This is a genomic window from endosymbiont of Lamellibrachia barhami (assembly GCF_011947365.2).
Lineage (GTDB): Bacteria > Pseudomonadota > Gammaproteobacteria > Chromatiales > Chromatiaceae > QGON01.
Map to the genome: position 1 here is coordinate 1,758,364 of NZ_JAAVSH020000001.1, position 24,017 is coordinate 1,782,380.

A 24,017-nucleotide genomic window follows, 5' to 3' on the forward strand; every position below is an offset into this window, starting at 1 on the left:
GTCACTCTCGGAGCCAGCGCCATCAATGAGGGTGGTCTCATCCTTGCTGATAACGATCTTCTTGGCGGAACCCAGCTCCTCCAGTCCGGCCTTCTCCAGGGAGAGACCAACCTCTTCGGAGATCACAGTGGCGCCGGTCAGGATAGCAATATCCTGCAGCATGGCCTTGCGACGATCGCCGAAGCCAGGCGCCTTGACTGCAGCAACCTTGACGATACCGCGCAGATTGTTGACCACCAGAGTCGCCAGTGCTTCGCCTTCCACATCTTCAGCGATGATCAGCAGAGGTTTGCCGGACTTGGCAACCGCTTCCAGTGCAGGCAGCAGATCGCGGATATTGGAGAGTTTCTTGTCGTGCAGCAGGATGAAAGGATCTTCCAGTTCTACAGACATGCTCTGCTGATTGTTCACGAAGTAAGGGGAGAGGTAGCCGCGATCAAACTGCATACCTTCGACCACGTCCAGCTCGTTATCCAGGGCGGTACCCTCTTCCACAGTGATAACGCCTTCCTTGCCGACCTTCTGCATCGCCTTGGCAATGATATCGCCGATGTTGACATCGGAGTTGGCGGAGATGCATTGATCCGGTCGGCCACCCCCAATACATGGTGGTGTATATGCCGGTAGTCGCCGCGTGGCCACCGAAGGTAAACAGGTGTGCGGCGATGCGCGACAGTTCGCTGCAACACTGCAACCACTGGGCGCCCGGCACCACCATGCCACACAACGCCTCCCACCGCCATGGAGCAACAGACCTCCATCGGCACGTGGGATCGGAACGCAGATGTGGGCACCAGGGCAAGATTCTGATCCACAACCGCCCCTCCAGTCATCAGTTTTCAAAACCGCGATGCAGATAACCCCATCGGTATCGGGCGGCGACAACCATATCGCCGTGCAGTTTTACCTTCAGGGCATAAGCGTTCGATGCCCGGATGGTTGGGTCCGAAGTTGAGTTCATACTCATTGCTTGGCGGATGGCTTATCGCCTGATAGTTTTCCGGCCTTCATGGTTTTTTCTACCCTGCCTCTTTTCAGGCGTCTTGACGATCCCGCCACCCTGCTCGCGGATCTCCTTCAGCCAATCCGTTGATAGTCCTTCCACCTCGAAGGTCTCTTTGCTCCACCGCCCGCATCGAACCTTGCGCATCGGCGGCGGCCGTCTCCACCGGGGCGATAAATTTATTTCCATGTCTGCTGCCTTCGAAGTAGACACCGAACATTTCGTGGATGTCCCGTTCGAAGAAGGCGGCGGGTTGGTAGAGATCAAACACCGACACATAGACGCCAGGTTCCCGTGCGATACGGATATGCGCCGAGACCAGTGACTGTGATTCGTAGGACCAGAGCTGATAGACCAGTTCGAACTGACGCTCATCGATCCAGTCGACACAGGTAATGGCAGAGAGATGCACATACCCGGCCCGTCCCCGCAGCAGCTCCAACAGGGTCGGCAAGGAATCGGCGGCTATATCGATCCGCACGCGCCGGGAGTCCTTACGGCGAATCTCAATCCCTTCTATCTCCTGCAGCAGATTATCCAGCCAGGGGGTGACCGTCTTACTCATGGGACTCCCCCTTCTTCTCTAGAGAACCACCGATCTGAAAGAAGGTCTGCTGCGGCTCAAGCGGTTTCTGGCACTGTTGTAGCAGGCGGGTGTGTCCACCCTCTGTTCCCGATCCGGCAAGATCGTAATGCAATGCCTCGCCGATCACGTCGGCAGGGGTTTGCCAATCATCACCAAAGAGGTGCTGCTGATTGCCCAGATACCAATCGTAGCGCCGATAGTAGTCTTTCCAGCCATCAGCTTCATCGCTGCGGATTCGATCCATCAGCTTACGCATACCCTCCAACACCGCCTCCGGGCGCGGCATGCAGCCGGCAATATAGAGATCCACCGGGAGATACTGATCGAGCTGCTTGGCGGTGGCGTAACTCTGCCAGTACATGCCCCCATTGACGGTGCAGGAGCAGATACCGATGACATATTTTGGCGAACCCATCTGTTCGTAGGTCAGGATCACCCGCTTCAGGGTCTTGATGGAGACATAACCGGTAATCAGCAGGATATCCGCCTGCCTGGGCGTCACCATCGGCTGGATACCCAGCCGCTCCATATCGAAGCGGGATGTCATGGCCGGAGGCAGTTCGATGGCGCCACATCCGGTACAGTAGTGCAGCATGAACATGGAGCGGGAGCGGCAGAAGCGCATCAGTTCATCGAATACCCTGGCGAGGGGATTCGTGCGACTCTGGTCTACCGATGCTTCGATTGGGATATCTATCTCTTTCATACGGGCAAAGATCCTAATGCAGTTTTCTGTAGGTCGGGTTAGATGCACATTGCATCAATTCTTGATCACTTCGCCTGGCTTTGTGTGCATCGTAACCCGACAGTGGTTTGTCGGATTACGATGCACACAAAGTATTGCGCCAGATTCAGGTATTGTGCTGTTGTGCATCTAATCCGACCTACGTGTTCTCATTACTCCCAAATCAGTGCATCACAAACGCCAGTCCGAGCAAGCCGATCATCACCGGCCATTTCCACATCAGGCGAATCATCTGCTCCGTCTTATAACGGGGAAACAGGAACGCCACCGTCATGGGAATGGCCACCACGGCGAAAACCTTGATCAGGAAGAAGAGCCAGTTTTCCCCGCCGCCGAGAAACAGCGACACATACAGCACACCAGCGGTATAGAGCTGAAAGCACTGCATCACGAAAAGACCGCCCAGGTATTTGCCGCTCATCTCCACCATCGGACCGGTGGCGATCTCCGCCGGGGCGATATAGATCTCGAAAGGCTGCTTGCCTAACATGCCCTGCAGGGCAAAAAGTCCGGCTATGGCCAGCAGCGGCATCGTTATCGCCCCCCATCCTGCAACCCCACCTGCCTGTTGTATCGCAATGATGTCTACCAGATTGGTGGTGCCGAAATACCAGGCCACGCCGAAAACCACGATGACAAACGGCACATCGTAGGCAAGCATCGCCGTCAACGCCCGGGCAATACCTATGGAGCCGTTGGGGTTGGCACACTGACCCACGCCGAGCGCCAGACCCAGCGAGGGGATCATCATCAAGTAGACCAGGGTCACCAGGCCGCCTTTGTCCGCGATGCCGTCCATGCCCGGCACCGGCAGCAGGGTCTCCGCCGCCACATAGCCGCCCACTGCCATGATGATACCGATATCGTGCATCCAGCCATGGGAGATCTGGGTCTTTTTGCCGTAGAGTTTTACGATGTCATAGAGCGGCTGCATCATAGGCGGGCCAACCCGACGCTGCAGTTTGGCGCCAATCCTGCGCAGCATCAGCACCATAAAGAGGCCGACGACAAAGGCCACCAGCGGCATCAAAACCAGTTCCATCAGCAGGGTTTGAATACTCATCACAGCAATACCCAGGTCAACGTTACAACGACAGTGACCAGCAGATAGATGGAGGGGTGCAGCGCGCCGTAAAGCCGCTGCATAAGACTCGCGGCGATTCCCAGCAGGGATCCCAAGGTCGACTCAAGCCAGACGAAACTTTCCCGATACCAGGGTCTTATCAGGTGCATCAGGCCGGCATAGAAATTGTCGCTGTAGTGGTAACGGGTTTCGGCCGTCAGAAAGTGGCCACCCGCATAGTTGTCCAGTTGATGGACCTGCCGGGTGCGGCCGCCGGAGTAGAAGAGCAGCGCACCAACACCGAATCCGGCAAACAACACCCCCACCACCCAGAGCATGTCCAGGGAACCGCTTGCCAGCTCGACGCCGCCGAGGGTGTTCTCAACCACCGGCAGGCCGACAGCCGACTGCACCAGCGCCACCCAATCCAAAACCAGGCCCGGCGCCACGCCGGTCGCGAAGATCAGCAACATGAGAATAATCATCGGCGCCACCATGCTCCAGGGCGCCTCGCGCACCTCAACATGTTCCACCCGCAACTGTCCCAGAAAGGTGTTATGGATCAGCTTGTAGACCGACAGAATAGTGCCCAGGGTGCCGATTATCGCCCCCAGGAAGAGTAGAGGCTCGCCCTCGATCATCAATGAGCGATAGACGAACCACTTGGAGACAAAGCCGTTCATCGGCGGTAACCCGGCCAGCCCGATAATGCCCACCAACATGGCAAAAAAGGAGATCGGCATGCGGGTGATCAATCCACCAAGCTTGTTCAGATCAGCAGTCCCCGTGCGAAACATCACGGCAAATACCGCGAAAAAGAGCACGGCCTGATTGGTCGCATAGTTGAAGACGTGCAGCAACCCGCCGGCACTGCCCAGGGCATCCCCCATCACCAAACCCAACAGCATGTAGCCGCCCTGTCCGATGCCGTGCCAGGCGAGCAGGTAGCGGGCATCGTTCTGGCGCAGCGCGATATAGGTCGGCAGGATAATGGTCAGCACCGCAATCCAGGCCCAGAGGTCGCGCATATCCAGAAAGGTAAAGGGGATCGTCAACTCGCTCAACCGCGCCAGACCGATCAACTGCACCAGCACCAGGATGAAGGCGTAGAGTCCCATGCGGGCAGAGATGGCACCGAAGAAGGCTGCGCCGGGTCCCGGTGTCTCGGCATACGCCGCAGCCTGCCAGAGATGGAACGGCAACAGTCCCATCTTGACCGCAAAACCTGAGCCAAACAGCCCCACCAGCAACCAGACCTGTGGCTGCGACAGTTGCGGTATCACATCGATGATCTGTCCGTACTGCAAGCCACCAGCATGGGACCAGAGCAGAACGATTCCCGCCAGGATCGCCATTGCGCCACTCATGGCGTAGGTGATGTAGCGCATAGCTGCCTGAATCGCGCGGCCGCCCGCCACGGCCATCAGAAGAAAACTGGCCCAACTGACCAACTCCCAGCCGATGAACAGCGCCAGCAGATCACCGCTAGCCAGCAGGATCAGCATGGAAAAGACGTTCGCCGCCAACGCAACATGCAACAGCCAGAGATTGCCGCCTCGTTGGCGAAAGCGCTCCCCCCACTCGCCGCTGGCGTACCAGCTGCTAAGAAGGCCCGCACCCAGAGTGATGACGGCAAAAAACCAGGAGAGGGCGTCGAAACGCCAACTCATCTGCTGGCCGAACAGTTCAACCTGCAACGAGAAAGTCACAATCGAGCCATCGACGATCCGATCCGCCATCTTCACCAAAAACAGCAACTGCCCAGCGTAAAACACGGTGGCAACCTTGCCCGCGTAACTGAAGCGTCCCAGCAACAGCGTCAGCGCCAGGGTCAGACCGGAGAAGAGCAGCAGTTCATCCAATGGCGTCACAGCAAACCCCTCAGTGGATGGCCGAAACAGAAAAGACAGTGTCGAAATAGAGCACCGGGTCAGCCGCCTGCACCGCCACCCCTTCAAGCCAGGCTCCAAGCGGGCCCATAAACAGCATGCCCGCAATCAGCAGTGCGGAGAGCAGAAAAGTCGTACCGAGATTCAACCAGTCGTGATCGGTGGCGACCGCCACACTACTATCCTCGGCCGGTTGAAACAGGTTCATCACCACCCGGAACAGATAATTGGCCTCGATCACTATCGACAGCAACACCACCCCGAGAGCAACCTGGTAGATCACTGACTGCTGCGCCGCAAGACCGGTAAAGAGGAGAAACTTCGCCCAGAAGCCGGGGAGCGGCGGCATGCCCACCAGAGAGAGTGCCAGCAACACAAACAACCCGCCGGCAACGGGAGAGGCGAGTCCGGCTCCCCGCAGTCCCGCCAGCGAGCCCCGCCAGCGCTCAGCCAGCAAAAACAGTGCGGGTTTGACCAGCAGGTGGTGCAGCGAGAGCGCCAGACCGGCAAACAGACCGGTTTCACCGGGAATGGAGAAGGCAATAAAGATGACCCCCAACTGCCCGATAGAGGAGAAGGCCAGCATGCGATTCATATCCTTCGCCCGCCATGCAGCCAATTCGCCACTGATCGCTCCCAACAGTCCCAGTATCAGCATCAGCTGCAGCGCCGATTCCTGCTGAAACAGCAGCACCAGCAGGCGCACGATCACCAACACTGCCAGCTTGGAGACCAGTCCCGCCAATAATCCTGACACCCGGCTCGAAGCAGCAGCGTAGACCTCAGGCACCCAGCTGTTGACCGGAAAGAGTTCACCCTTCACCCCGACACCCAGCAGAATCAGGGCAAAGGCAGACATTCCCAGAGGGGTGTTCAACGCCTCCGGAGCCAGCTGGGAGAGTTGCGCCAGATTCAGGGTGCCGGTCAGAAGATAGACAATCGAGATGCCGCAAAGCACCAGCACGCTGCCCAGGCCACTGAGGATCAGATAGCGCAGACTGGCGGCAAATGCTGCACCACTGCGGGTGGCCGCCGCCAGACCAAAGGAGGCAACCGAGATCAGCTCATAGAAGACGTAGATATTGAACAGATCGCCGGAGAGCGCCAGACCGCAGGCGGAGGCTGCGAGCAACAGCGTCAAAGCGTATTGACGCGGCTCCGTTTCATTCCGCCAGGGCCACAACAGCAGGCTCGTCACCAGCGTCAGAAAGGTGAACAACAGACTCAGCTGGTCCACATAGAAATTGATCCCCAGAGGTGGTTGAAAACCCCCCAGCGCAATGGAGAAAGGCCTGCCCTCCATTCCCAGCCAAACCTGCAGGGTCAACAGAATGGCATAGGCAAGGGTGAGCGGCCCCAGCAGCCGCCCCAGCAACGGAGAGACCCGCGACAACACCGGAACAATGAATGCTGCAAGCAGGGGCAACACCACGGCCAGCACAATCGTGTTCATCTGCCGTCGCCCTCAGCCGCAGGCAGAGGCCGCCCGCCCACCGGCTCTTCCAGACTCTGCGGCAGCGGCGTTCCCGCCTCTGCTGCCAGATCGGTACTCATGCGCCGTTGCAGCTCCCTGATATCCAGGGTTTTATAGGCCCCGTAGGCGCGTAGCGTCAGACTCAATGCCAGTGCCTGTACACCGACACCGATCACAATCGAGGTAAGCACCATCGCCTGGGGCACAGGATCAACCATGGTTTGCGCAGCGGCACCGCCGGTAAGAATCGGCGCAATGGCATCCCATCGAAAACCGGAGAGCATCAGCAAAAGATTGGCGCCCGCCTCGGCAATCACCAACGCCAGGATGATACGAAACAGATTGTGCGACAGCACGATGCCGGCAATCCCGATCACCACCAGACCGATGGCCCCGGCATACAGTACCGTTCCTATCTCGATCGGCATCATGGCTCATCGACCTCCACATCGGCGAGACGGGCCATCAATCCGGCCAGTTCCGCCCCCACCTTGAGACCCACCGCCAGATAGAGCAGCGGCAGGGTTCCGGCAGAGACCAGTCCACCCAACACACCGTTATCCAGCAGTGGCTGGAGAAACTCGCCACCCTGCAGCAGGGCTGCCAACCCCGTCAGGATAAAGACCGCTCCGGCCCCACCCTCCACTATGCTGAGTCCGGCATGATTGATCGGGGTCTCAGGACGCGCCAATAACGGCAGAAAAAATGCGGCCGCGAGGATTACACCTCCCTGAAAACCACCACCGGGGGTGAGATGTCCGTGCAGGATGATATAGAAACCCACTACCAGCATCAGGGGAAAGAGCAGCGCGACACCACTACGCAGGATGAAGCCGCCAGGGGGATCACGGCGTGCATCGGTCCGGCGCCTGCCCAGCACCAGACCCGCCGCAGCCGAGGCGGCAAACAGAATCGAGATCTCCCCCAGGGTATCGATGCCGCGATAGCCGAGCACCACCGCAGTCACGATGTTGGCCGCGCCCACCCGATCCGGCGCATCCGCCAGGATACCCTGCCCAACGAGCATGGGCGCCTGGGCAAAATCAAACTGATTGAAGATGACCAGCAGCAGAAAGGCCAGTCCGCCGACAAAGACCAAGGCGGCCAGATTACGCATCTTTCACCCGCCCCAACCCAAGGCGGCGCAAAGCCAGTGCCAGGATCACACTACTGAGACCAGCACCAACTGCAGCCTCCGTCATCGCCACATCCGGCGCCCTCAACAATACGAACAGCACCGAGAGCAGCAGCGAGACCAGGGATGCAGCAGCCACCGCCGCAATATGATTACGCACCAGCAATACAGTCACCGCAGCGACCAACATCATGATGACAATAAATGCAGCTACCCAGATCATGCCGACTTATCCTCTTGAGGGGCTTTCAAGGCCAGAGGATCCGAAGAGGCTCGCTGCCAGGGCTGAGTCCCTGCCAAGTGGATGGCACGGGCGATTGAGGATGAACCCACTGGATTGGTGAAAAGGATAAAACCGGCAATCACCAGCAACTTGGCCCACCATCCAGGGTAGAGCAATCCTATGCCCAGAATGAATGATAGCGCGCCCAGTGTAACCGCCTTGGTACCTGCCTGGATGCGGTTATAGGTATCCGGCATGCGCAGCAATCCCAAAGCACCCAACAAGGCAAACGCGGCACCAATCAGCAGGAACAGATCCGCCAGCAATCTCATTGACGGCCTCCCTCTATTGTTCTTGCCAGCGCAACCACACCGACGAAGGCGAGAATGCCGTAGATCAGCGCCACATCGAGATAGAGGGCACTGCCGAACCAGGCTGCAACACCCGTCAGTCCGGCAGTGATGATTACGGAAATCGTATCGGCACTGACAATGCGGTCGGGCGCAGTGGGGCCGAGAATCAGGCGCAGCAGACCCAGCAGAACAGCAACACCAAGCATTGCTGCAACGATCAGTTCCAGCGAATTGAGTGTCATCTCAGAAAACCACTCAGATGGCGTTCAAATCCTGCCGCAATCTCTCGTGTCGCCGCTTCGAGATCAACACCGGGGGAAACATCCACCCAATGGACCAGGATATGATTGTCTTTAACATCGACAGAGAGCGTACCGGGTGTCAGGGTGATGCTGTTGGCCAGCATCAGGCGGCCCAAGGTTGAGCGTAATCCGGTCTCCACCTCCACCATCCTGGGATTGATCGGCAGGGAGGGGGAGAGGATTCGGCGCGCCATATCCAGGTTGGCGCGTATCAACGCAACAAAAAAATATCCGAGATAGCGCAGCAGATGAAGCGGCGCATCGATGCGTAGTTTCACCCCGCCGAAGATCAGCAGATGGGGCGCAGACACCAGCGTCACGACCAAAGAGACCAGGCCGCCTAATATCAACTCCTGTCGCGAAAGCTCACCCACCAGCAACAGCCAGAGCAGATAGACCGTGGCGAATATGAACAGATAGTGCGGCAGAGTGAGAGGGGGGGCCCTGGAAATGTTATCCATTATCTATCTTTTTTGTAACCAAGCAGACGACCGTGTACAAGAAACATAATAGCAGGTATAGATGACCACAAGATGACACAGATCAGCCGCAACACCTGAAACCTGCCCCGCCAGTTGCTCGAATATATCGGCGAACAAATCGAATGCCCACGCCACCCACAAGTTACTGCACAATGCCTATATAGCGACCTCGAGGAGAAATAATTTAGTTGGCGCAAAAAAAAGCCCCGCGCCTTACGACGCGGGGCTTTTTCGGCTCAGTTGAGCAGATGGATAGGGGGGGCTTACATCATGCCTCCCATGCCTCCCATTCCACCCATGCCGCCCATTCCGCCCATGTCACCGCCAGGTGCAGCAGCGTCCTGAGGCTCTTCGGCCACCATGCATTCGGTGGTGATCATGAGACCGGCCACGGAAGCGGCGTTCTGCAGTGCGGCACGGGTCACCTTGGTGGGATCCAGGATACCCATCTCGACAACATCGCCGTACTCATCGGTCCCGGCATTGAAACCGAAGTTACCCTCACCCTCTCGTACCCTGTTCAGCACAACAGAGGGCTCGCCACCGGCATTGGCCACGATCTGGCGCAGCGGCTCCTCCATGGAACGGCGACCGATAGCAATACCGACATCCTGATCATGGTTGTCCCCAGTCAGATCGCCGAGTGCCTGCAGGGCACGTACCAGAGCGACGCCGCCGCCGGGTACGATCCCCTCTTCCACGGCTGCGCGAGTCGCATGCAGGGCGTCTTCCACACGGGCCTTCTTCTCTTTCATCTCGACTTCTGTGGCTGCACCAACCTTGATCACGGCCACCCCGCCTGCCAGCTTGGCAACCCGCTCCTGCAGCTTTTCACGATCATAATCCGAGGAGGTATCTTCAATCTGGGCGCGAACCTGCTCGACACGAGCCTTGATGTCACTCTCGGAGCCAGCGCCATCAATGAGGGTGGTCTCATCCTTGCTGATAACGATCTTCTTGGCGGAACCCAGTTCCTCCAGTCCGGCCTTCTCCAGGGAGAGACCAACCTCTTCGGAGATCACGGTGGCGCCGGTCAGGATAGCAATATCCTGCAGCATGGCCTTGCGGCGATCACCGAAGCCAGGCGCCTTGACAGCAGCAACCTTGACGATACCGCGCAGATTGTTGACCACCAGAGTCGCCAGCGCCTCGCCTTCCACATCTTCAGCGATGATCAGCAGAGGTTTGCCGGACTTGGCAACCGCTTCCAGTGCAGGCAGCAGATCGCGGATATTGGAGAGTTTCTTGTCGTGCAGCAGGATGAAAGGATCTTCCAGTTCTACAGACATGCTCTGCTGATTGTTCACGAAGTAAGGGGAGAGGTAGCCGCGATCAAACTGCATACCTTCGACCACGTCCAGCTCGTTATCCAGGGCGGTACCCTCTTCCACAGTGATAACGCCTTCCTTGCCGACCTTCTGCATCGCCTTGGCAATGATATCGCCGATGTTGACATCGGAGTTGGCGGAGATAGTGCCGACCTGAGCGATCTCCTTGTCGTCGAAACAGGGGCGTGAGATCTCTTTCAACGCTACAACAGCCGCCGTCACGGACTTTTCGATACCGCGTTTCAGATCCATCGGGTTCATACCGGCAGCAACGGCTTTCAGGCCTTCGCGCACCATGGCCTGAGCCAGTACGGTTGCAGTGGTGGTGCCGTCGCCGGCCACGTCTGAGGTCTGGGAGGCGACCTCTTTCACCATCTGTGCGCCCATGTTTTCGAACTTGTCGGTAAGTTCGATCTCTTTCGCCACGGAGACCCCGTCCTTGGTGACGGTCGGGGAGCCGAAGGACTTCTCCAGCACCACGTTGCGGCCTTTGGGACCCAGGGTAATTTTAACAGCGTTGGCCAGGATGTTGACGCCGTTCATCATGCGCGAACGAGCCTCATCACCAAACTTAACTTCTTTTGCAGACATGTTTCTCTGTTCCTAAAGTAGATATATTTCTAGTAGTGATCGGTTCCGGCAGCGGGGTGCGGATTAATCCTCGATCACGCCCATGATGTCTTCTTCGCGCATGACGAGAACCTCGTCACCACCGATCTTGACCTCAGTGCCGGAGTACTTGCCGAACAACACCTTGTCACCAACCTTGACTTCCAGGGGATGCACCCTACCTTTATTGTCAACCTTGCCGTTGCCGACTGCCAGCACCTCACCCTGCATGGGCTTCTCGGCAGCTGAGTCGGGGAGCACGATGCCACCGGGGCTGGTGAGTTCTTCTTCCATGCGACGGACGATCAGACGATCGTGCAGCGGACGAATATTCATCTACTGAATTCTCCTAAAATTGGGATACAAAACGATTAATCTTCAATTTTCGGGATATGCATTATTAGCACTCACCCGAACTGAGTGCTAATAATAGGGGCAAATAACAGAGAGTCAAGAGGAGGACCTCAGCGCTTCATATAAATAAGCGGTGTGTGAAATAGCCCCCACATGACGGCACCAAGATATAAGGCGCACGAGGATGGCTGATAAGATGGTTTCAATCTCTGCGGGTTTGATTCTCCACAGCTTGCTGCGAGTACCTGTGGTACAGGGGCGTCTTTGCCAGTGAACAGCCCGTTATTGTCGGGTTTCAATCCGACGCGGAGGTGGGCACTGCATCAAAATAAACCCGTCCCCTTTTTCGTTCGATTTCCTATCCTTCGCTGTGCGAAAAGGGAAATCCGTCCCTCTTTTTCTTAGACCCCACTTATTCCTAAAGTCTATCGGCTGCCCGCAGCGCAGCATGAATTGTTGCGAACGGTAACAGCAAGGACAACTCGGCATCGATAAGAGAAATGGCGCCATAGCCCGCATACCACCGTGCCGCTCTTTTATTCTTGGCATCGATCAATAGAGCAACACCTCCCGCCTGGCTGGCAACCCGAAGGCAACGACGCCCTGCCGTGAGTAATAATTGCCCACCCAATCCTGCACCTTGCACGCTCCGGTCAACCGCCAAACGACCGAGCCTGAAAACCGGCACCTCATGGCGAGCCAGCCCGTGCTTGATGATGGCTGGTGTACGTTCATAGGCGATGGAAGCGGGACTCAGGCTGTAAAACCCGAGAATCCTTTGAGGGAAGGCATCATCAACCGCCAGATAGGTTTTTGCGCCGCCCTTTTCGTGGCTTTGGCGCGCATAGCGCTGTAAAAACGTGTTCAGCTCAACATCACCGCAATCAAAGGTTTTTCGATCATGATGTTTGCCGATTGGCTCTTCATGCCAGAATGGAAGCATCAGGATTGTTTGGGCAAGGCAAACGCTGCGGCTTTCAATCGCTCATTGGGTTCTGGAGGAGAATCCAACAGCTCCAGAACGCGTAAACTGTCAGTTTCGGTCAATTTAAGCTTTTCATCTTGTTCAATCACCTTGCGCGCAGCCGAGACAACATTACGAATAACGAATTCTGTCATATTGGTGTGTTGTAATGCGGCCGCACGCATTAACAAGGATTTTTCTTCGGATGCGATACGTAATGACATTCGGTCATTACCTTCTACAGCTACTTGAGGCATAAGGAGTGACTCCTAATATTTGTACACATTGAAACTGTACATGATTTTACCCGATTATTCAACACAAAGTGGCACAAAGTGGGGTCAGATCAAACTTTTCAAGCGAATCCGCTGCCAAATGGTTTCGGTTTTCCTTTTTTTGGTCGTCCCATTTTGGCGGGTTTCACCCGCCGCCCATACAACTGCTCAATCTCCAATTTGAATCTCTCTCCTCCCAGGGCAAGCCCCTTGTTTACTGCGGAACGGATATCATTGAGCAATTCGTTATCTACATGGGCAGAAAAGAGCGCCCGGTATGCCCTTTGTCGTTCATCCCCTGTTTCCCCTAATCGCAGATACTCTTCGTGGGGCGTCCATAACGCTATTTTCTTGCCGAGGGCATTGCTCTGGTAGCTTGACCAGTGATACTCCGCCGGGTCATTTGTCATACATGCCCTGACAGGGTTCAACTCGATATATCTCTGGCATTGCAAAAGGTAGTTTTCGGACTGCACAAGGCTCGATTTGAATCGCCCCTCCCACAGGGTGCCGCTACGCCGGTATTCACGATTGAAATAGCGGACATACCGCCTTCCGAGGGCCTGCATCATTTTAGAGATGCCTTCTTCAGCATGGGGGGTTGCCAACAGATGAACATGATTGGTCATGAATATCCAGGCATGGGTGGTGACAGAGAATTCCTTGGAGTACCCCTCCAGCAAGCTGGCATAAAAAGCCATGTCCTGCTCGTTGGCAAAACAGACTTGCCGATTATTACCGCGCTGAATTATGTGCTGGGGTATGCCCAGGGGGCCTATACGAAGTAGACGTACCATGGTTGCATCCTTGTAACCGTTGGAAGCTATATTCTAGCCTAAAGTTTGATCTGACCCCACTTATACGTAGACTTTGCGGATAAGACGCGCCCAGGCAGAGCGGGCCGCTTTGACAAAATCAGGGTCTGTGGGGTCAGAGTCAAGCCGACTGACAACATCGCGAATATTTACCAGCGTATCGCGGCTTGACTCTGACGCCTTCCGGCGCTCCCCACGGCTGCGACTGCTGTACCAACCGTAGTAACGCACCAGGTGCTCACCCTTGTCGGGGATATGCCGCAACAGCAGCTTCAACCATTCTGCGCCGGGCATGATCTGAAAATTGCGCTTTAGGGTGGCATGCATTTTTGATCGATAAACCACCACACCCTGTTTGGGCTTGTACTCCATCTTCTCCAAAGCAAAGGGGTTGCGGATCATGTAGCGGGCAAGTTGCTTGCGGCCCTCCGGGTCGTCTGCACCGATCTTCACGCTGTTATCGACCGAGAAACCGCTGTGCCTCTAGGTGCGCAGGTTCTCCGCCATCTCCATGCTGATCGCTTCATCCTCGACCAGATAACCCAGCATATCCTTCCTGAGTTGCTGTTCGAGCAATGCGCCCGGCACGGGCGGCAACACCAAAAAAGTACCACCCACCGAAAAGACGCCATCCGTTACCAGCACATGAATGTGGGGATGGAAGTTGACCAGATCGCCGAAGGTTTGAACAAAGAGGATAAAACCGGGCCTGCCCCATGGGGCAACTTCACGATAGGCATCTGCCAACAAGCGGGAGACAATACGGCAAAACTGCGATAAGCGTCTGCGCAGATGGAAGTGCGGCCTCAACAGCTTCGGCAGGGTGAAGACATATTGCCGATGGGGAACGGGGTTCAATACCTCATCTTCCACCCACTCGCCATAGGCCAGCATACGTTTCTGATGGCAGCTAGGGCAGAAGTAGCGCGTCTTGCAGGAGAAGGCGAGCAGGTAGTCATGGCCGCATCCATCGCAGTAGATTCTGGCAAAGCCCTTGTGCAGATCACCGCAATCGACGAAGCGTGCAAGAACCTGTGATTCCACATCACGGTGAATCGCGCCCGCAGTAGCCAACTCCCCATAGTGCCTTTGCACGCACTGATAGAGCGGACTAGCACGAGGATTTCTCGGGCGATAAACGCCCGTTGAAGGGGTTGCCTCCCTGCAAACCATGATGCCCTCCTTGGCGTTAGTAGTATAGACGCAGTGTGTCGAAAGGGGTCGATGAGATGGTCTTCTCCCACACCACGAATCGGCGTCTATGCACCATGATGGAGGTGTAACAACTATCAAGGAAGCGGGAGCTGAACAAGCCAGGTTGGGCAAAGCGTAGCGTGCCCAACATTCACGGCAATTCCGTTGGGCACGTCGCTATCGCTCCTTTGCCCAACCTACGGACTGGGAAACCCGAAGGGCAATCAGCCCGATAGGTCGATAAGGACGGCACGCACGCATTTCATCGAGGCCAGGGGGGATGCTCCCCGTTTACAGACCGGATATACGAGAGCAATCCTGTCCCTGTCATTGAGGCAACAAAGTCTTGCAAAACGGGAGGTGACCATATACGGGTTTCAACCCGACGCGGAGGTGGGCATAGCGAGGGGGGTTGTCGGAATGAGTTCCGACCTACGCTGGAGAGAAATTGCTGAAGGCGTACCCGCGCCATGAATACCCCGTCCGCTTGCGGCGGGGTAGTTGATTACGAAAACCTTATATCTTCGGGGATTATCATCACTCTTTTGTTCTTGATAATGGTGGCGTAATAGCACAAATATTTTATGCTGTAGATTTCCACCATGATAAGGATCTATGCCATTATCCTTAAAAAGAACCGGGTAGCGACATGTCTAAAAGAGAGAAAAAACCTTTTCGCTGGGGCAGATATCTACTGCTTGCCATTCTCATGCTGCCGCTGGCCGTGGTTTTTCTCGCCTATCGTGCAAGCGAGAACCAACCCCTGGTTATTGAATCACATCCACTGGATACGGATGCCGCCGTCAGACTCAAGAAACTTGCCCAGGAGATAAAGCATAAGGTGCTGTCAACCGACGAAATTGCCAGCATCACTATCACTCAAAAGGATATAAACGGACTGATCGCCCTGGCTACCCGTGGTATAAGCCGCCTGCACGGTCACGCCAACATCACCCCCTGGGAGGCCCAAGGCACCTTCTCACTTTTCCTGCCGGAAAATCCCTTTGGGGATTATCTCAATCTGCAGATAGGGGTTGCCCCATCGGAATATGGCCTGCGGCTCTCGCAGGTCAGCATCGGCAATCTGGAGGTTCCAGGCGGGGTCGCCATGGGATTCGCTGAAGGCGTACTCAACCAATTTCTGGGTGAGGCCCAGGGCAGCCGCTTTATCGAGGCAGTGCAGAGCGTGAAGACCGAAGGGGAGAGCATCTCCGTCACTTTCAAACCCATTCCCGATATCAAGGCGCGCCTGAAAACCGCTGTACATCGGGTAGCGGAGGTGCGGGATAACCTGAAGTTATTGGGCGATCCCAAGCATGTAAGGGCCTACTACAGCAGACTCTGTGAGCTGGATCGGCTCTACAGCCACGACCTCAAAATTTCCGCCATTCAGTACATCGCCCCCGTCTTCGAACTGGTGCAAAAACGCACTCAGCTCGGCATGTCGGCCCGCAAAGAGAACCAGGCAGCCTTACTGGCGATTGGCATCTTTCTCGGCAGTAGCCGTTTCGAACCGCTGATCGGCGACATCCGCTCGGTCGCAAAAGAGGGCTGCCGCGATGAACCGCCGAACGTGGTGTTGGGCGGGCGTCATGACATGGTGCAGCACGTCTTTATTACCTCGATCATGCAACTGGTCACCGACAGCGGTATGAGCTTTGCCCTGGGAGAGTTTAAGGAGATTCTCGATACCGGTAATCTCAGTGGCGGCCTCAGCTTCAGTGATCTGGCCGCCAATCAGGTGGGCATCAAATTCACTGAGCAGCTCATCTCATCTGACAGCAGCGCCAGACATGCGCAGGCAATACTCTCCAATGCCGTGAGCGAAGATGTCTTCTTTCCTGAGATAAAGGACCTGCCGGATGAGATCCCACGCAACCGCTTTGAAGCCGAGTATGGCAGTCTCGACGATCCCCGCTACCGCGCCATGCTGGAGAAGATCGAAGCCCGCATAGAAAGTCTGCCGGTTTATTCGAGATCGGGTTGAAGCACCTTACTTTCCCGCTCCATCATCATCCCGCCGGTATTCACCCTCGATGATCCGGGGTGCCCGCTCTCTATTTTCGGTTTCCGGAGTGGAAACCGGGCGCATGATGCCCGCCCCTTTCAGTCCTGCAGTGAGCAGCCAGCGCCTGAGTGGCGGCACCAGAAAGAGGAAACCCACGGCATCGGTGATAAAACCCGGTAACAGCAGCAGAATCCCACACACCAGCAGCACTGCCCCCTCCATCATCTCCAGGGCCGGCACCTCATTGTGGTTCATTGCCTGCTGCACCTTGCCTAAGGTCGAGAATCCCTGCGCACGGACCATCCAACCACCAAGCAGAGCGGTAAATACCGTCAGAAAAATCGTGGAAAAGGCGCCTATCTGCGAACCCACCTGAATCAGAAAATAGAGTTCGACCAGTGGGATTCCGACAAACAACAGGAGGAAAAGAAAGAGAGGATTCATGCCTGCTCACCCGCCTGGCGTCGCGCGCGTTTCGCCTTGATCACGCGCACTATGTCCCAGAACATGCCGCCCACCGAACCCCAGAAACCACCCAACAGGGCGCTCAAAAAAAGCGGCTTTTCAGCCAGTTGGGCAAGCAGCGGGTAAGGCCAGGACGCGGCAACAGACGGCAGACTGAGAGCCACCACCAACGCCCCCAGAAACCCTGCCAACAACCCATGCAGAATTCCGGCCTCCTCTGCGTTGCGGGCAGTAACCAGCCCCACCGCAATCCAGAGCGACGTGGCTGTAAGGAATTGTGGCCCGGTCGCAGTTTGAGCGCCAAGGAGAATACCCAGCAGAATCAGACTGAGGGTAAGAACGACGAGCAGCAGAACGCCAAATAAAATTGCACTATATTTCATCCAGCGCAGCTTACCCTTAGGTGGCTATCGGATTCAACGCTGCTTGAGCACAAATCTGGAGACTGGCCCTTCAATAGAGTATCTTCCCTTCATGCCGACGAAATTGCTCTTGGTCCATTGCACCGTCCCCGACCACCAGACCGGCGCCCGGCTTGCCGAAACCCTGGTTTCCCAAGGTCTGGCCGCCTGCGTCAACATCACAGCACCTGTCACATCGGTCTACCGCTGGGAGGGCAAGCTGGAATCGACGAATGAACACCTGCTGTTGATCAAGACCACAAAACAACAATATGACGCACTGGAAGCGCAGATCCGGGCACAACATCCCTATGAACTTCCAGAGATCATTGCAGTCCCTGTAGAACAGGGCCTCGGTGGTTACCTCGACTGGGTGGAAAAATGCACAACAACAAATTCCTGATTTCACTGTCTCTTTTATTTGCGAGCCTGGCGCTTCTGCTGACCCACGCCAATGCAAATGAGGAGCCGCCGCCACCGGATCAGGTTTTCCCGATCCGGGTAACCACCGACGGCCCGGACCATCTGCTGGTGGAGTGGAACATCGCAGACGGTTACTACCTGTATCGGGACAAGATTCGCTTTGAAACCGATGCCATCGGTATCGAACTCGATGAACCGGAACTCCCTGCGGCAGAACTCAAGCACGACGAGTTCTTCGGCGACCTCCCTGTCTATCGCGGCCCCGTCACTGTTCGTTTACCCATCAAACGCAGCCAGGGTTCTCCGGACACACTCAACCTGCAGGCCCGTTCCCAGGGCTGCGCCGATCAGGGTATCTGCTACCCGCCACATCTGCAGGAGGTCCAGCTCAAGCTCGAACCGATGTTGATTGCCGGCGACCCCCTGACCAGCAGCACCAGCCGCACTTCAAGTCTGATCGACAACAGCACCCCACTCTTTGCCAACGATGAAGGAGAGCTGCTCGCCCCGGAAGAGGCCTATAAACTGGCGGTAACGGTGGAGGACGGCACCCACCTGCGCCTGCTCTGGAACATCGCCGACGGCACCTACCTCTATTACGACAAGATCAAGCTGCAACTGGCCGACAACGACAATGTGGTGCTGGGAAGTTACACCCTGCCGGAACCGGAGATCAAAAAAGACACCATCACTCCGGAGGGCAAGATCGGCGATGTGCCGGTCTACCACGATGGCATCGACCTCTCCGTGCCGCTGATTCGCGGCAGCAGTGCTGCCGAAAACGTCACCCTTGAGGTTGCTTACCAGGGCTGTGCCGAAATTGGGGTCTGTTACCCGCCGATACGTAAAACCTTCGATCTCGCGCTGCCGACGCTCGCCTCAACCGCAGTAGCCACCCCGATGCAGGCGGCAAGCACGCCGCCCCCACCCGCCGCAGTTGAGAACCAGCCGATTTCTGAACTGGACGAGATCGCCGCCACCCTTGAGGGCAGCAGCACACTGGTAGTGGTCGGGGTCTTCTTCATGCTGGGGCTGGGACTCGCCTTTACCCCCTGCGTCTTTCCCATGATCCCGATCCTCTCCGGCATCATTGCCGGACAGGGCAAACACATCACCACCCGCAAGGCGTTCACCCTCTCGCTGGTCTATGTGCTGGCCATGGCGCTCACCTATACTGTTGCCGGGGTTCTGGCCGGACTGTTCGGGGAGAATCTGTCGGCCGCCTTCCAGAATCCCTGGATCCTCAGCACCTTCGCCCTGATCTTCGTCCTGCTCGCCCTCTCCATGTTTGGTTTCTATGAGTTGCAGCTGCCCAGCGGGCTGCAGAGCAAACTCACCGATATCAGCAACAAACAGCAGGGGGGCTCCCTTTTCGGCGTCGCCATCATGGGCTTTCTCTCCGCCCTGATCGTCGGCCCCTGCGTTGCGCCTCCCCTGGCGGGTGCATTGATCTATATCGGCCAGACCGGTGACGCCGTACTCGGCGGACTGGCCCTGTTCGCCCTGAGCATGGGCATGGGAGCGCCACTGATCGCCATCGGCACCTCTGCGGGCAAGCTGTTGCCCAGAGCAGGCAGCTGGATGGATGCGGTCAAGGCGGTCTTCGGCGTGACCATGTTGGGCGTCGCCATCCTCATGCTGGAACGCATCATTCCAGCGGACATCGCCATGTTCCTCTGGGGCATGCTGCTGGTCGTCTCCGCCATCTACATGGGCGCCCTGCGTCACCTTGAGATCGAGGCGGGTGGCTGGCAAAAACTCTGGAAAGGTCTCGGCATGGTCTTTCTGATCTACGGCGCGCTGCTGCTGGTGGGCGCCGCCGCCGGTGGCAAGGACACCCTGCAGCCTTTGCGCGGCTTGGGCTTCGGCAGTGGAGGCGGAGAACAGGCAGCCCACGGACTGACCTTCAAACGCATCAAGAACCTGGACGATCTGCAACGGGAGGTCAGGGTTGCCAGCACCGCAGGCAAATCGGTGATGCTCGACTTCTACGCCGATTGGTGCATCTCATGCAAGGAGATGGAGAAGTACACCTTCTCCGACCCGGAGGTCATAGCGGCATTGAGGAATACCGTACTGCTGCAGGCGGATGTCACCGCCAATGACGCACAGGACAAAGCGTTGCTGCAGGGCCATTTCGGCATGCCGGGACCACCGGCCATTTTTTTCTACGGCAGTGACGGCAAAGAACGCAAGGCCTATCGGGTCGTCGGTTATCAAGAGGCTGGGGTGTTTGCCCCCCACGTCAGGGAAGCCGTCCGGTGATTACCCGGGTTCTGCAGATCCTCCTGATCGGCTCACTGCTTGCTGGTGTCTGGTTCGCCAGTCACATAATAAATTCGGAACCACGCCATGCCGACAGGAGCGGCGCCTCCTCACCGATTACCCATCTACCGTCATACAGACTGGTCAATCTGGCAGGCAAGGCCCACCACACCAGTCAATGGTCCGATAAGGTGGTGATTCTCAATTTTTGGGCATCATGGTGCCCGCCCTGCCAAACGGAGATGCTGGCCCTCTCCGAGCTACAGGATGAGTGGGGCGATACCGGCCTGCAGGTGCTGGGCATCGCCATCGACAAAGTGGATGAGGCTAAGACATTTAGCGTTTCACATCCGGTAAGCTACCCGCTCTTCAGAGGCGGCATGACCGAAGCCAAACTCTCCAAACGCATGGGAAACCGACTCCTGGAACTCCCATTCACTGCCGCCTTCGGGCGTGATGGCCAACTCATCTTTGCCCAGGCTGGCGCAATTCCGTCCGCCAGCCTGCGCAAGCATATCGAGCCCCTGCTTTAGATCTTTGGGACAATCCCGCAAAAAGCGTCGACAGAAGAGGTGATCACTCAACTTTGCACCTCAAATTGTAACGATCATGGTGAATTCTGCATTGAAACTGGACAAAACCCCCAGGATCTTGCAAAATCGGCTCGTCATTCACGGAACCTCCCTGAACCGCCGGCTGACACGGCGGGCAATAGCTTCGGCGAGGTTCTTAAGTCTCCGCTTTCCAGCCCCGGATTTTCAATACATGGCGACCATTCTGGTACTCAACGGCCCCAACCTGAACCTGCTGGGTACTCGTGAGCCGGAGCACTATGGACGCGACACCCTCGATGAGATCCGTACTCGACTGGAACAGCAGGCGGAAAGCGCCGAACACCGGCTGAACTTTCATCAAAGCAATGCAGAACATGAACTGGTGGATTGGATTCACGAGGCCTACCAGCAAGGAACCGGGTTCATCCTTATCAACCCGGCCGCTTTCACACACACCAGCATCGCCCTGCGGGACGCCCTTGCGGGCACCAAGATTCCTTTCATCGAAGTACATCTCTCGAACGTACATGCCAGGGAACCGTTCCGCACCCACTCCTACCTTTCAGATATTGCTGTCGGCACCATCGCCGGACTCGGCGCCCAGGGATATGAACTCGCCCTCCAGGCCGCCATCCGCCGCCTCGACCACAGCGACAACTGACGAGATCGACAACCATGGATATCCGCAAAGTAAAGAAACTGATCGAACTGATCGAAGAGTCCGATATCGCAGAAATCGAGATTCACGAGGGAGAGGAGTCGGTTCGCATCAGCCGCCAGAACGCCTATCCCGCAGCATTTGCACCTATGCCCGCCGTGCAGGGGGTTGCCGCAACGCAAGCCCCTGCGACAGCCCCGCCAGCCGAGGAGGAGCCGGAAGAGATCCAGGGCCACGCCGTGAAGTCTCCCATGGTCGGCACTTTCTATCGCGCCCCTTCACCGGGCAGCAAATCCTTCGTTGAGAAGGGCCATCAGGTGGCAGTTGGTGACACTCTCTGCATCATCGAGGCGATGAAGATCCTCAACCAGATAGAGAGCGACAAGGCCGGCACGGTCAAAAAGATTCTCGTTGAGAACGGCCAACCGGTCGAATACAACGAACCCCTGTTCATCATCGACTGAGCACAGCCATGATAGACAAGATCGTTATCGCCAATCGCGGCGAGATAGCACTGCGTATCCTGCGTGCCTGCAAAGAGCTCGGCATCAAGACTGTTGCCGTACACTCAGAGCCAGACCGGGATCTGAAACACGTCCTGCTGGCCGACGAGTCGGTCTGCATCGGTCCGGCGCCCTCGGCTGAGAGTTACCTCAACATTCCGGCACTGATCAGTGCCGCCGAGGTCACCGACTCCATGGCGATTCACCCCGGCTACGGTTTTCTCTCCGAGAATGCCGACTTCGCCGAGCGGGTGGAGAATTCCGGCTTCATCTTCATCGGTCCCACCGCCGACACCATCCGCACCATGGGTGACAAGGTGGCTGCCATAGCGGCGATGAAGAAGGCAGGCGTACCGACCGTACCCGGTTCCGACGGCCCGCTGGATGGCGATGCCGCCCGCACCAAGCGACTGGCCAAAGAGATCGGCTACCCGGTAATCATCAAAGCCTCAGGCGGCGGCGGTGGACGCGGCATGCGGGTAGTCCACTCCGAAGCCAGCCTGCTCAACTCGGTGGCCATGACCAAGGCGGAAGCCAAAGCGGCCTTCGGCAACGGCACGCTCTACATGGAGAAGTTCCTGGAAAATCCACGTCATGTGGAGTTTCAGGTGCTGGCCGACACCCACGGCAACGCGGTGCATCTTGGGGAGCGCGACTGTTCCATGCAACGCCGCCATCAGAAGGTGGTGGAAGAGGCTCCCGCCCCCGGCATCACCCCGGAACAGCGCGCCGAAGTGGGGGAACGCTGCGCCGAGGCCTGCCGCCAAATCGGCTATCGCGGCGTCGGCACCTTCGAATTCCTTTACGAGGACGACGAATTCTATTTCATCGAGATGAACACCCGCATACAGGTTGAACACCCGGTCACAGAGATGATCACCGGCATCGACATCCTGCGGGAACAGATCAAAATCGCTGCGGGTGAACCCCTCAGCTTTAGCCAGGATGACGTCACCATCAGGGGGCATGCCGTGGAGTGCCGACTCAACGCTGAAGATCCGACCAACTTCATGCCCAGTCCCGGCACGATCACCCAACTGCATATACCCGGCGGCATGGGCGTACGCTTCGAAAGCCACATCTATAACGGTTACCGGGTACCGCCCCACTACGACTCCATGATCGGCAAGCTGATCACTCACGGTGATACCCGTGAATCTGCTATCGCCCGCATGCGCATTGCCCTGAGCGAGATGGTCATCGGCGGCATCAAGTGCAACATACCGCTGCAGCAGGAGATCATGAAGGACGCCGCGTTCCAGGCAGGCGGCGCCAACATCCACTATCTGGAAAAGAAGCTTGGATTATAACCCAAGGCGAAAGGTTAAAGGTTAAAGGAACAGACTTCCTGAGACCTTTAACCTTTTCTCTTTAACCTGAAAGTTTGGGCTGCCGGTTCCGCTGCGCTTGAACCAGCCTACCGTACTTTCACAGCAGTAACGACAAAGTGCGGCCTATCCGTCGGCACGCCCACCTTTTGCCTTTTGCCTTTTGCCTTTAACCTTATTCCTTATTCCTTATTCCTTTTGCCTTATGCCCTCCTGGCTCCAACTCTCCATCGAAACCGACGCATCCAAAGCGCCTCTGCTGGAACTTCTCTTCGAGGCGCTTGGCGCACTCTCCGTTACCCTGGGTGACGCAGGCGATCAGCCGCTGTTGGAGCCCAAACCCGGCGAAGAAAAATTGTGGAAAAACACCCGGGTCACTGCGCTTTTCGAGGGAACGCACGATACCGACCGGCTGCGCAGTGAAATCAATCGTGCCCTGAAGGAAGAGGTCAGCCGCAACCTGCAGGTGGAGCGATTGGAGGACAGGGCCTGGGAACGGGTCTGGCTCGATCAGTTTCGGCCGATGAAATTCGGTCGCAAACTCTGGGTATGCCCCGATGGACAGCTACCGGACGCCCCCGAAGCTGTGGTGGTGGAACTGGATCCTGGGCTTGCCTT

30 protein-coding genes and 1 pseudogene are annotated in these 24,017 nt (G+C 56.9%); 8 read left to right on the forward strand and 23 right to left on the reverse strand.

What is annotated here, in order from left to right; translation table 11 throughout:
* From G9Q73_RS07865 to G9Q73_RS07960, 21 genes and pseudogenes are all read right to left on the reverse strand, one after another.
* On the reverse strand, window positions 1-603 hold a 603-nt coding region (locus G9Q73_RS07865; protein ID WP_369408947.1), incomplete at its 3' end, for a TCP-1/cpn60 chaperonin family protein.
* 229 nt (window positions 604-832) lie between these two features.
* Window positions 833-961 carry a hypothetical protein gene (locus G9Q73_RS19985; RefSeq protein WP_281397568.1) on the reverse strand — a complete coding sequence of 43 codons (129 nt, stop codon included), beginning with the start codon at window positions 959-961 and terminating at the stop codon, window positions 833-835.
* A gap of 73 nt (window positions 962-1,034) precedes the next feature.
* Complete coding sequence (locus G9Q73_RS07870) at window positions 1,035-1,568, reverse strand: NADH-quinone oxidoreductase subunit C (protein ID WP_246345119.1); 534 nt, start codon at window positions 1,566-1,568, stop codon at window positions 1,035-1,037.
* A complete protein-coding gene (locus G9Q73_RS07875) occupies window positions 1,561-2,295 on the reverse strand; it encodes an NADH-quinone oxidoreductase subunit B (protein ID WP_177419294.1) in 735 nt (244 codons plus the stop codon). Before G9Q73_RS07875 ends, G9Q73_RS07870 begins: the two co-directional genes overlap by 8 nt.
* A 202-nt stretch (window positions 2,296-2,497) precedes the next feature.
* Window positions 2,498-3,397: a respiratory chain complex I subunit 1 family protein gene (locus G9Q73_RS07880; protein ID WP_177419295.1), complete on the reverse strand. Its 900-nt coding sequence runs from the start codon at window positions 3,395-3,397 to the stop codon at window positions 2,498-2,500.
* A complete protein-coding gene (locus G9Q73_RS07885) occupies window positions 3,397-5,268 on the reverse strand; it encodes a proton-conducting transporter transmembrane domain-containing protein (RefSeq protein WP_177419296.1) in 1,872 nt (623 codons plus the stop codon). The genes G9Q73_RS07880 and G9Q73_RS07885 overlap by 1 nt, the downstream gene beginning before the upstream one ends.
* A gap of 10 nt (window positions 5,269-5,278) precedes the next feature.
* Window positions 5,279-6,739: a complex I subunit 5 family protein gene (locus G9Q73_RS07890; protein WP_177419297.1), complete on the reverse strand. Its 1,461-nt coding sequence runs from the start codon at window positions 6,737-6,739 to the stop codon at window positions 5,279-5,281.
* Window positions 6,736-7,191: a sodium:proton antiporter gene (locus G9Q73_RS07895; RefSeq protein ID WP_177419298.1), complete on the reverse strand. Its 456-nt coding sequence runs from the start codon at window positions 7,189-7,191 to the stop codon at window positions 6,736-6,738. Before G9Q73_RS07895 ends, G9Q73_RS07890 begins: the two co-directional genes overlap by 4 nt.
* Window positions 7,188-7,877, reverse strand: a complete 690-nt coding sequence (locus tag G9Q73_RS07900; RefSeq protein WP_177419299.1) for an MnhB domain-containing protein — start codon at window positions 7,875-7,877, stop codon at window positions 7,188-7,190. Before G9Q73_RS07900 ends, G9Q73_RS07895 begins: the two co-directional genes overlap by 4 nt.
* Window positions 7,870-8,118 (reverse strand): hydrogenase subunit MbhD domain-containing protein, encoded by a 249-nt coding sequence (locus G9Q73_RS07905; protein ID WP_177419300.1) that lies wholly within the window; start codon window positions 8,116-8,118, stop codon window positions 7,870-7,872. Before G9Q73_RS07905 ends, G9Q73_RS07900 begins: the two co-directional genes overlap by 8 nt.
* A complete protein-coding gene (gene mnhG / locus G9Q73_RS07910; RefSeq protein WP_177419301.1) occupies window positions 8,115-8,450 on the reverse strand; it encodes a monovalent cation/H(+) antiporter subunit G in 336 nt (111 codons plus the stop codon). Before mnhG ends, G9Q73_RS07905 begins: the two co-directional genes overlap by 4 nt.
* The gene (locus G9Q73_RS07915; RefSeq protein ID WP_177419302.1) at window positions 8,447-8,713 is read right to left on the reverse strand and encodes a monovalent cation/H+ antiporter complex subunit F; all 267 of its coding nucleotides are present in this window, start codon (window positions 8,711-8,713) and stop codon (window positions 8,447-8,449) included. The genes mnhG and G9Q73_RS07915 overlap by 4 nt, the downstream gene beginning before the upstream one ends.
* The gene (locus G9Q73_RS07920; protein ID WP_177419303.1) at window positions 8,710-9,234 is read right to left on the reverse strand and encodes a Na+/H+ antiporter subunit E; all 525 of its coding nucleotides are present in this window, start codon (window positions 9,232-9,234) and stop codon (window positions 8,710-8,712) included. Before G9Q73_RS07920 ends, G9Q73_RS07915 begins: the two co-directional genes overlap by 4 nt.
* Before the next feature lie 284 nt (window positions 9,235-9,518).
* Window positions 9,519-11,174 (reverse strand): chaperonin GroEL, encoded by a 1,656-nt coding sequence (gene groL, locus G9Q73_RS07925; RefSeq protein WP_177419304.1) that lies wholly within the window; start codon window positions 11,172-11,174, stop codon window positions 9,519-9,521.
* Between the two features lie 63 nt (window positions 11,175-11,237).
* The gene (locus tag G9Q73_RS07930; protein WP_177419305.1) at window positions 11,238-11,528 is read right to left on the reverse strand and encodes a co-chaperone GroES; all 291 of its coding nucleotides are present in this window, start codon (window positions 11,526-11,528) and stop codon (window positions 11,238-11,240) included.
* A gap of 436 nt (window positions 11,529-11,964) precedes the next feature.
* Window positions 11,965-12,489 (reverse strand): GNAT family N-acetyltransferase, encoded by a 525-nt coding sequence (locus G9Q73_RS07935; protein ID WP_304956577.1) that lies wholly within the window; start codon window positions 12,487-12,489, stop codon window positions 11,965-11,967.
* Complete coding sequence (locus tag G9Q73_RS07940; RefSeq protein ID WP_177419306.1) at window positions 12,489-12,767, reverse strand: type II toxin-antitoxin system TacA family antitoxin; 279 nt, start codon at window positions 12,765-12,767, stop codon at window positions 12,489-12,491. The genes G9Q73_RS07935 and G9Q73_RS07940 overlap by 1 nt, the downstream gene beginning before the upstream one ends.
* Window positions 12,768-12,865: 98 nt before the next feature.
* A complete protein-coding gene (locus G9Q73_RS07945; protein ID WP_177419307.1) occupies window positions 12,866-13,582 on the reverse strand; it encodes a transposase in 717 nt (238 codons plus the stop codon).
* Between the two features lie 60 nt (window positions 13,583-13,642).
* Window positions 13,643-14,065: pseudogene (locus G9Q73_RS07950) on the reverse strand (transposase); the annotation flags it as partial.
* Between the two features lie 18 nt (window positions 14,066-14,083).
* The gene (locus G9Q73_RS07955) at window positions 14,084-14,695 is read right to left on the reverse strand and encodes a transposase zinc-binding domain-containing protein (protein WP_177419309.1); all 612 of its coding nucleotides are present in this window, start codon (window positions 14,693-14,695) and stop codon (window positions 14,084-14,086) included.
* A 94-nt stretch (window positions 14,696-14,789) separates the two neighbouring features.
* Window positions 14,790-14,945 (reverse strand): hypothetical protein, encoded by a 156-nt coding sequence (locus G9Q73_RS07960; RefSeq protein ID WP_177419310.1) that lies wholly within the window; start codon window positions 14,943-14,945, stop codon window positions 14,790-14,792.
* 498 nt (window positions 14,946-15,443) lie between these two features.
* On the opposite strand from G9Q73_RS07960, the gene G9Q73_RS07965 reads away from it, so the two are divergent.
* Entirely contained in the window at window positions 15,444-16,781 is a 1,338-nt protein-coding gene (locus tag G9Q73_RS07965; protein WP_177419311.1) for a hypothetical protein, read from the forward strand.
* A 6-nt stretch (window positions 16,782-16,787) separates the two neighbouring features.
* Here G9Q73_RS07965 and G9Q73_RS07970 read toward each other — a convergent pair whose 3' ends face one another.
* Window positions 16,788-17,246, reverse strand: coding sequence for an FxsA family protein (locus G9Q73_RS07970; RefSeq protein WP_177419312.1), 459 nt, complete (start codon window positions 17,244-17,246; stop codon window positions 16,788-16,790).
* Window positions 17,243-17,650 carry a glyoxalase gene (locus tag G9Q73_RS07975; RefSeq protein WP_177419313.1) on the reverse strand — a complete coding sequence of 136 codons (408 nt, stop codon included), beginning with the start codon at window positions 17,648-17,650 and terminating at the stop codon, window positions 17,243-17,245. The genes G9Q73_RS07970 and G9Q73_RS07975 overlap by 4 nt, the downstream gene beginning before the upstream one ends.
* A gap of 43 nt (window positions 17,651-17,693) precedes the next feature.
* On the opposite strand from G9Q73_RS07975, the gene cutA reads away from it, so the two are divergent.
* From cutA to G9Q73_RS08010, 7 genes are all read left to right on the forward strand, one after another.
* Window positions 17,694-18,071, forward strand: coding sequence for a divalent-cation tolerance protein CutA (cutA, locus tag G9Q73_RS07980; RefSeq protein WP_369408858.1), 378 nt, complete (start codon window positions 17,694-17,696; stop codon window positions 18,069-18,071).
* Complete coding sequence (locus tag G9Q73_RS07985) at window positions 18,050-20,356, forward strand: protein-disulfide reductase DsbD (RefSeq protein ID WP_177419314.1); 2,307 nt, start codon at window positions 18,050-18,052, stop codon at window positions 20,354-20,356. The genes cutA and G9Q73_RS07985 overlap by 22 nt, the downstream gene beginning before the upstream one ends.
* Entirely contained in the window at window positions 20,353-20,889 is a 537-nt protein-coding gene (locus G9Q73_RS07990) for a TlpA family protein disulfide reductase (RefSeq protein ID WP_177419315.1), read from the forward strand. Before G9Q73_RS07985 ends, G9Q73_RS07990 begins: the two co-directional genes overlap by 4 nt.
* Before the next feature lie 232 nt (window positions 20,890-21,121).
* A complete protein-coding gene (aroQ, locus tag G9Q73_RS07995) occupies window positions 21,122-21,571 on the forward strand; it encodes a type II 3-dehydroquinate dehydratase (protein ID WP_177419316.1) in 450 nt (149 codons plus the stop codon).
* Window positions 21,572-21,585: 14 nt separating this feature from the next.
* Window positions 21,586-22,032, forward strand: coding sequence for an acetyl-CoA carboxylase biotin carboxyl carrier protein (gene accB, locus G9Q73_RS08000; RefSeq protein ID WP_177419317.1), 447 nt, complete (start codon window positions 21,586-21,588; stop codon window positions 22,030-22,032).
* An 8-nt stretch (window positions 22,033-22,040) separates the two neighbouring features.
* A complete protein-coding gene (gene accC / locus G9Q73_RS08005) occupies window positions 22,041-23,381 on the forward strand; it encodes an acetyl-CoA carboxylase biotin carboxylase subunit (RefSeq protein ID WP_177419318.1) in 1,341 nt (446 codons plus the stop codon).
* A gap of 223 nt (window positions 23,382-23,604) precedes the next feature.
* Window positions 23,605-24,017 (forward strand): 50S ribosomal protein L11 methyltransferase (locus tag G9Q73_RS08010; RefSeq protein WP_177419319.1); only part of this gene is annotated, 413 nt, incomplete at its 3' end.

Coding starts and splice junctions, on each gene's coding strand:
- G9Q73_RS19985 (WP_281397568.1), bottom strand. CDS start 961: ATGAACTCAACTTCGGACCCAACCATCCGGGCATCGAACGCTTATGCC.
- G9Q73_RS07870 (WP_246345119.1), bottom strand. CDS start 1,568: ATGAGTAAGACGGTCACCCCCTGGCTGGATAATCTGCTGCAGGAGATA.
- G9Q73_RS07875 (WP_177419294.1), bottom strand. CDS start 2,295: ATGAAAGAGATAGATATCCCAATCGAAGCATCGGTAGACCAGAGTCGC.
- G9Q73_RS07880 (WP_177419295.1), bottom strand. CDS start 3,397: ATGAGTATTCAAACCCTGCTGATGGAACTGGTTTTGATGCCGCTGGTG.
- G9Q73_RS07890 (WP_177419297.1), bottom strand. CDS start 6,739: ATGAACACGATTGTGCTGGCCGTGGTGTTGCCCCTGCTTGCAGCATTC.
- G9Q73_RS07895 (WP_177419298.1), bottom strand. CDS start 7,191: ATGATGCCGATCGAGATAGGAACGGTACTGTATGCCGGGGCCATCGGT.
- G9Q73_RS07900 (WP_177419299.1), bottom strand. CDS start 7,877: ATGCGTAATCTGGCCGCCTTGGTCTTTGTCGGCGGACTGGCCTTTCTG.
- G9Q73_RS07905 (WP_177419300.1), bottom strand. CDS start 8,118: ATGATCTGGGTAGCTGCATTTATTGTCATCATGATGTTGGTCGCTGCG.
- mnhG (WP_177419301.1), bottom strand. CDS start 8,450: ATGAGATTGCTGGCGGATCTGTTCCTGCTGATTGGTGCCGCGTTTGCC.
- G9Q73_RS07915 (WP_177419302.1), bottom strand. CDS start 8,713: ATGACACTCAATTCGCTGGAACTGATCGTTGCAGCAATGCTTGGTGTT.
- G9Q73_RS07920 (WP_177419303.1), bottom strand. CDS start 9,234: ATGGATAACATTTCCAGGGCCCCCCCTCTCACTCTGCCGCACTATCTG.
- groL (WP_177419304.1), bottom strand. CDS start 11,174: ATGTCTGCAAAAGAAGTTAAGTTTGGTGATGAGGCTCGTTCGCGCATG.
- G9Q73_RS07930 (WP_177419305.1), bottom strand. CDS start 11,528: ATGAATATTCGTCCGCTGCACGATCGTCTGATCGTCCGTCGCATGGAA.
- G9Q73_RS07935 (WP_304956577.1), bottom strand. CDS start 12,489: ATGCTTCCATTCTGGCATGAAGAGCCAATCGGCAAACATCATGATCGA.
- G9Q73_RS07940 (WP_177419306.1), bottom strand. CDS start 12,767: ATGCCTCAAGTAGCTGTAGAAGGTAATGACCGAATGTCATTACGTATC.
- G9Q73_RS07945 (WP_177419307.1), bottom strand. CDS start 13,582: ATGGTACGTCTACTTCGTATAGGCCCCCTGGGCATACCCCAGCACATA.
- G9Q73_RS07960 (WP_177419310.1), bottom strand. CDS start 14,945: ATGTTGGGCACGCTACGCTTTGCCCAACCTGGCTTGTTCAGCTCCCGC.
- G9Q73_RS07965 (WP_177419311.1), top strand. CDS start 15,444: ATGTCTAAAAGAGAGAAAAAACCTTTTCGCTGGGGCAGATATCTACTG.
- G9Q73_RS07970 (WP_177419312.1), bottom strand. CDS start 17,246: ATGAATCCTCTCTTTCTTTTCCTCCTGTTGTTTGTCGGAATCCCACTG.
- G9Q73_RS07975 (WP_177419313.1), bottom strand. CDS start 17,650: ATGAAATATAGTGCAATTTTATTTGGCGTTCTGCTGCTCGTCGTTCTT.
- G9Q73_RS07985 (WP_177419314.1), top strand. CDS start 18,050: ATGCACAACAACAAATTCCTGATTTCACTGTCTCTTTTATTTGCGAGC.
- aroQ (WP_177419316.1), top strand. CDS start 21,122: ATGGCGACCATTCTGGTACTCAACGGCCCCAACCTGAACCTGCTGGGT.
- accB (WP_177419317.1), top strand. CDS start 21,586: ATGGATATCCGCAAAGTAAAGAAACTGATCGAACTGATCGAAGAGTCC.
- accC (WP_177419318.1), top strand. CDS start 22,041: ATGATAGACAAGATCGTTATCGCCAATCGCGGCGAGATAGCACTGCGT.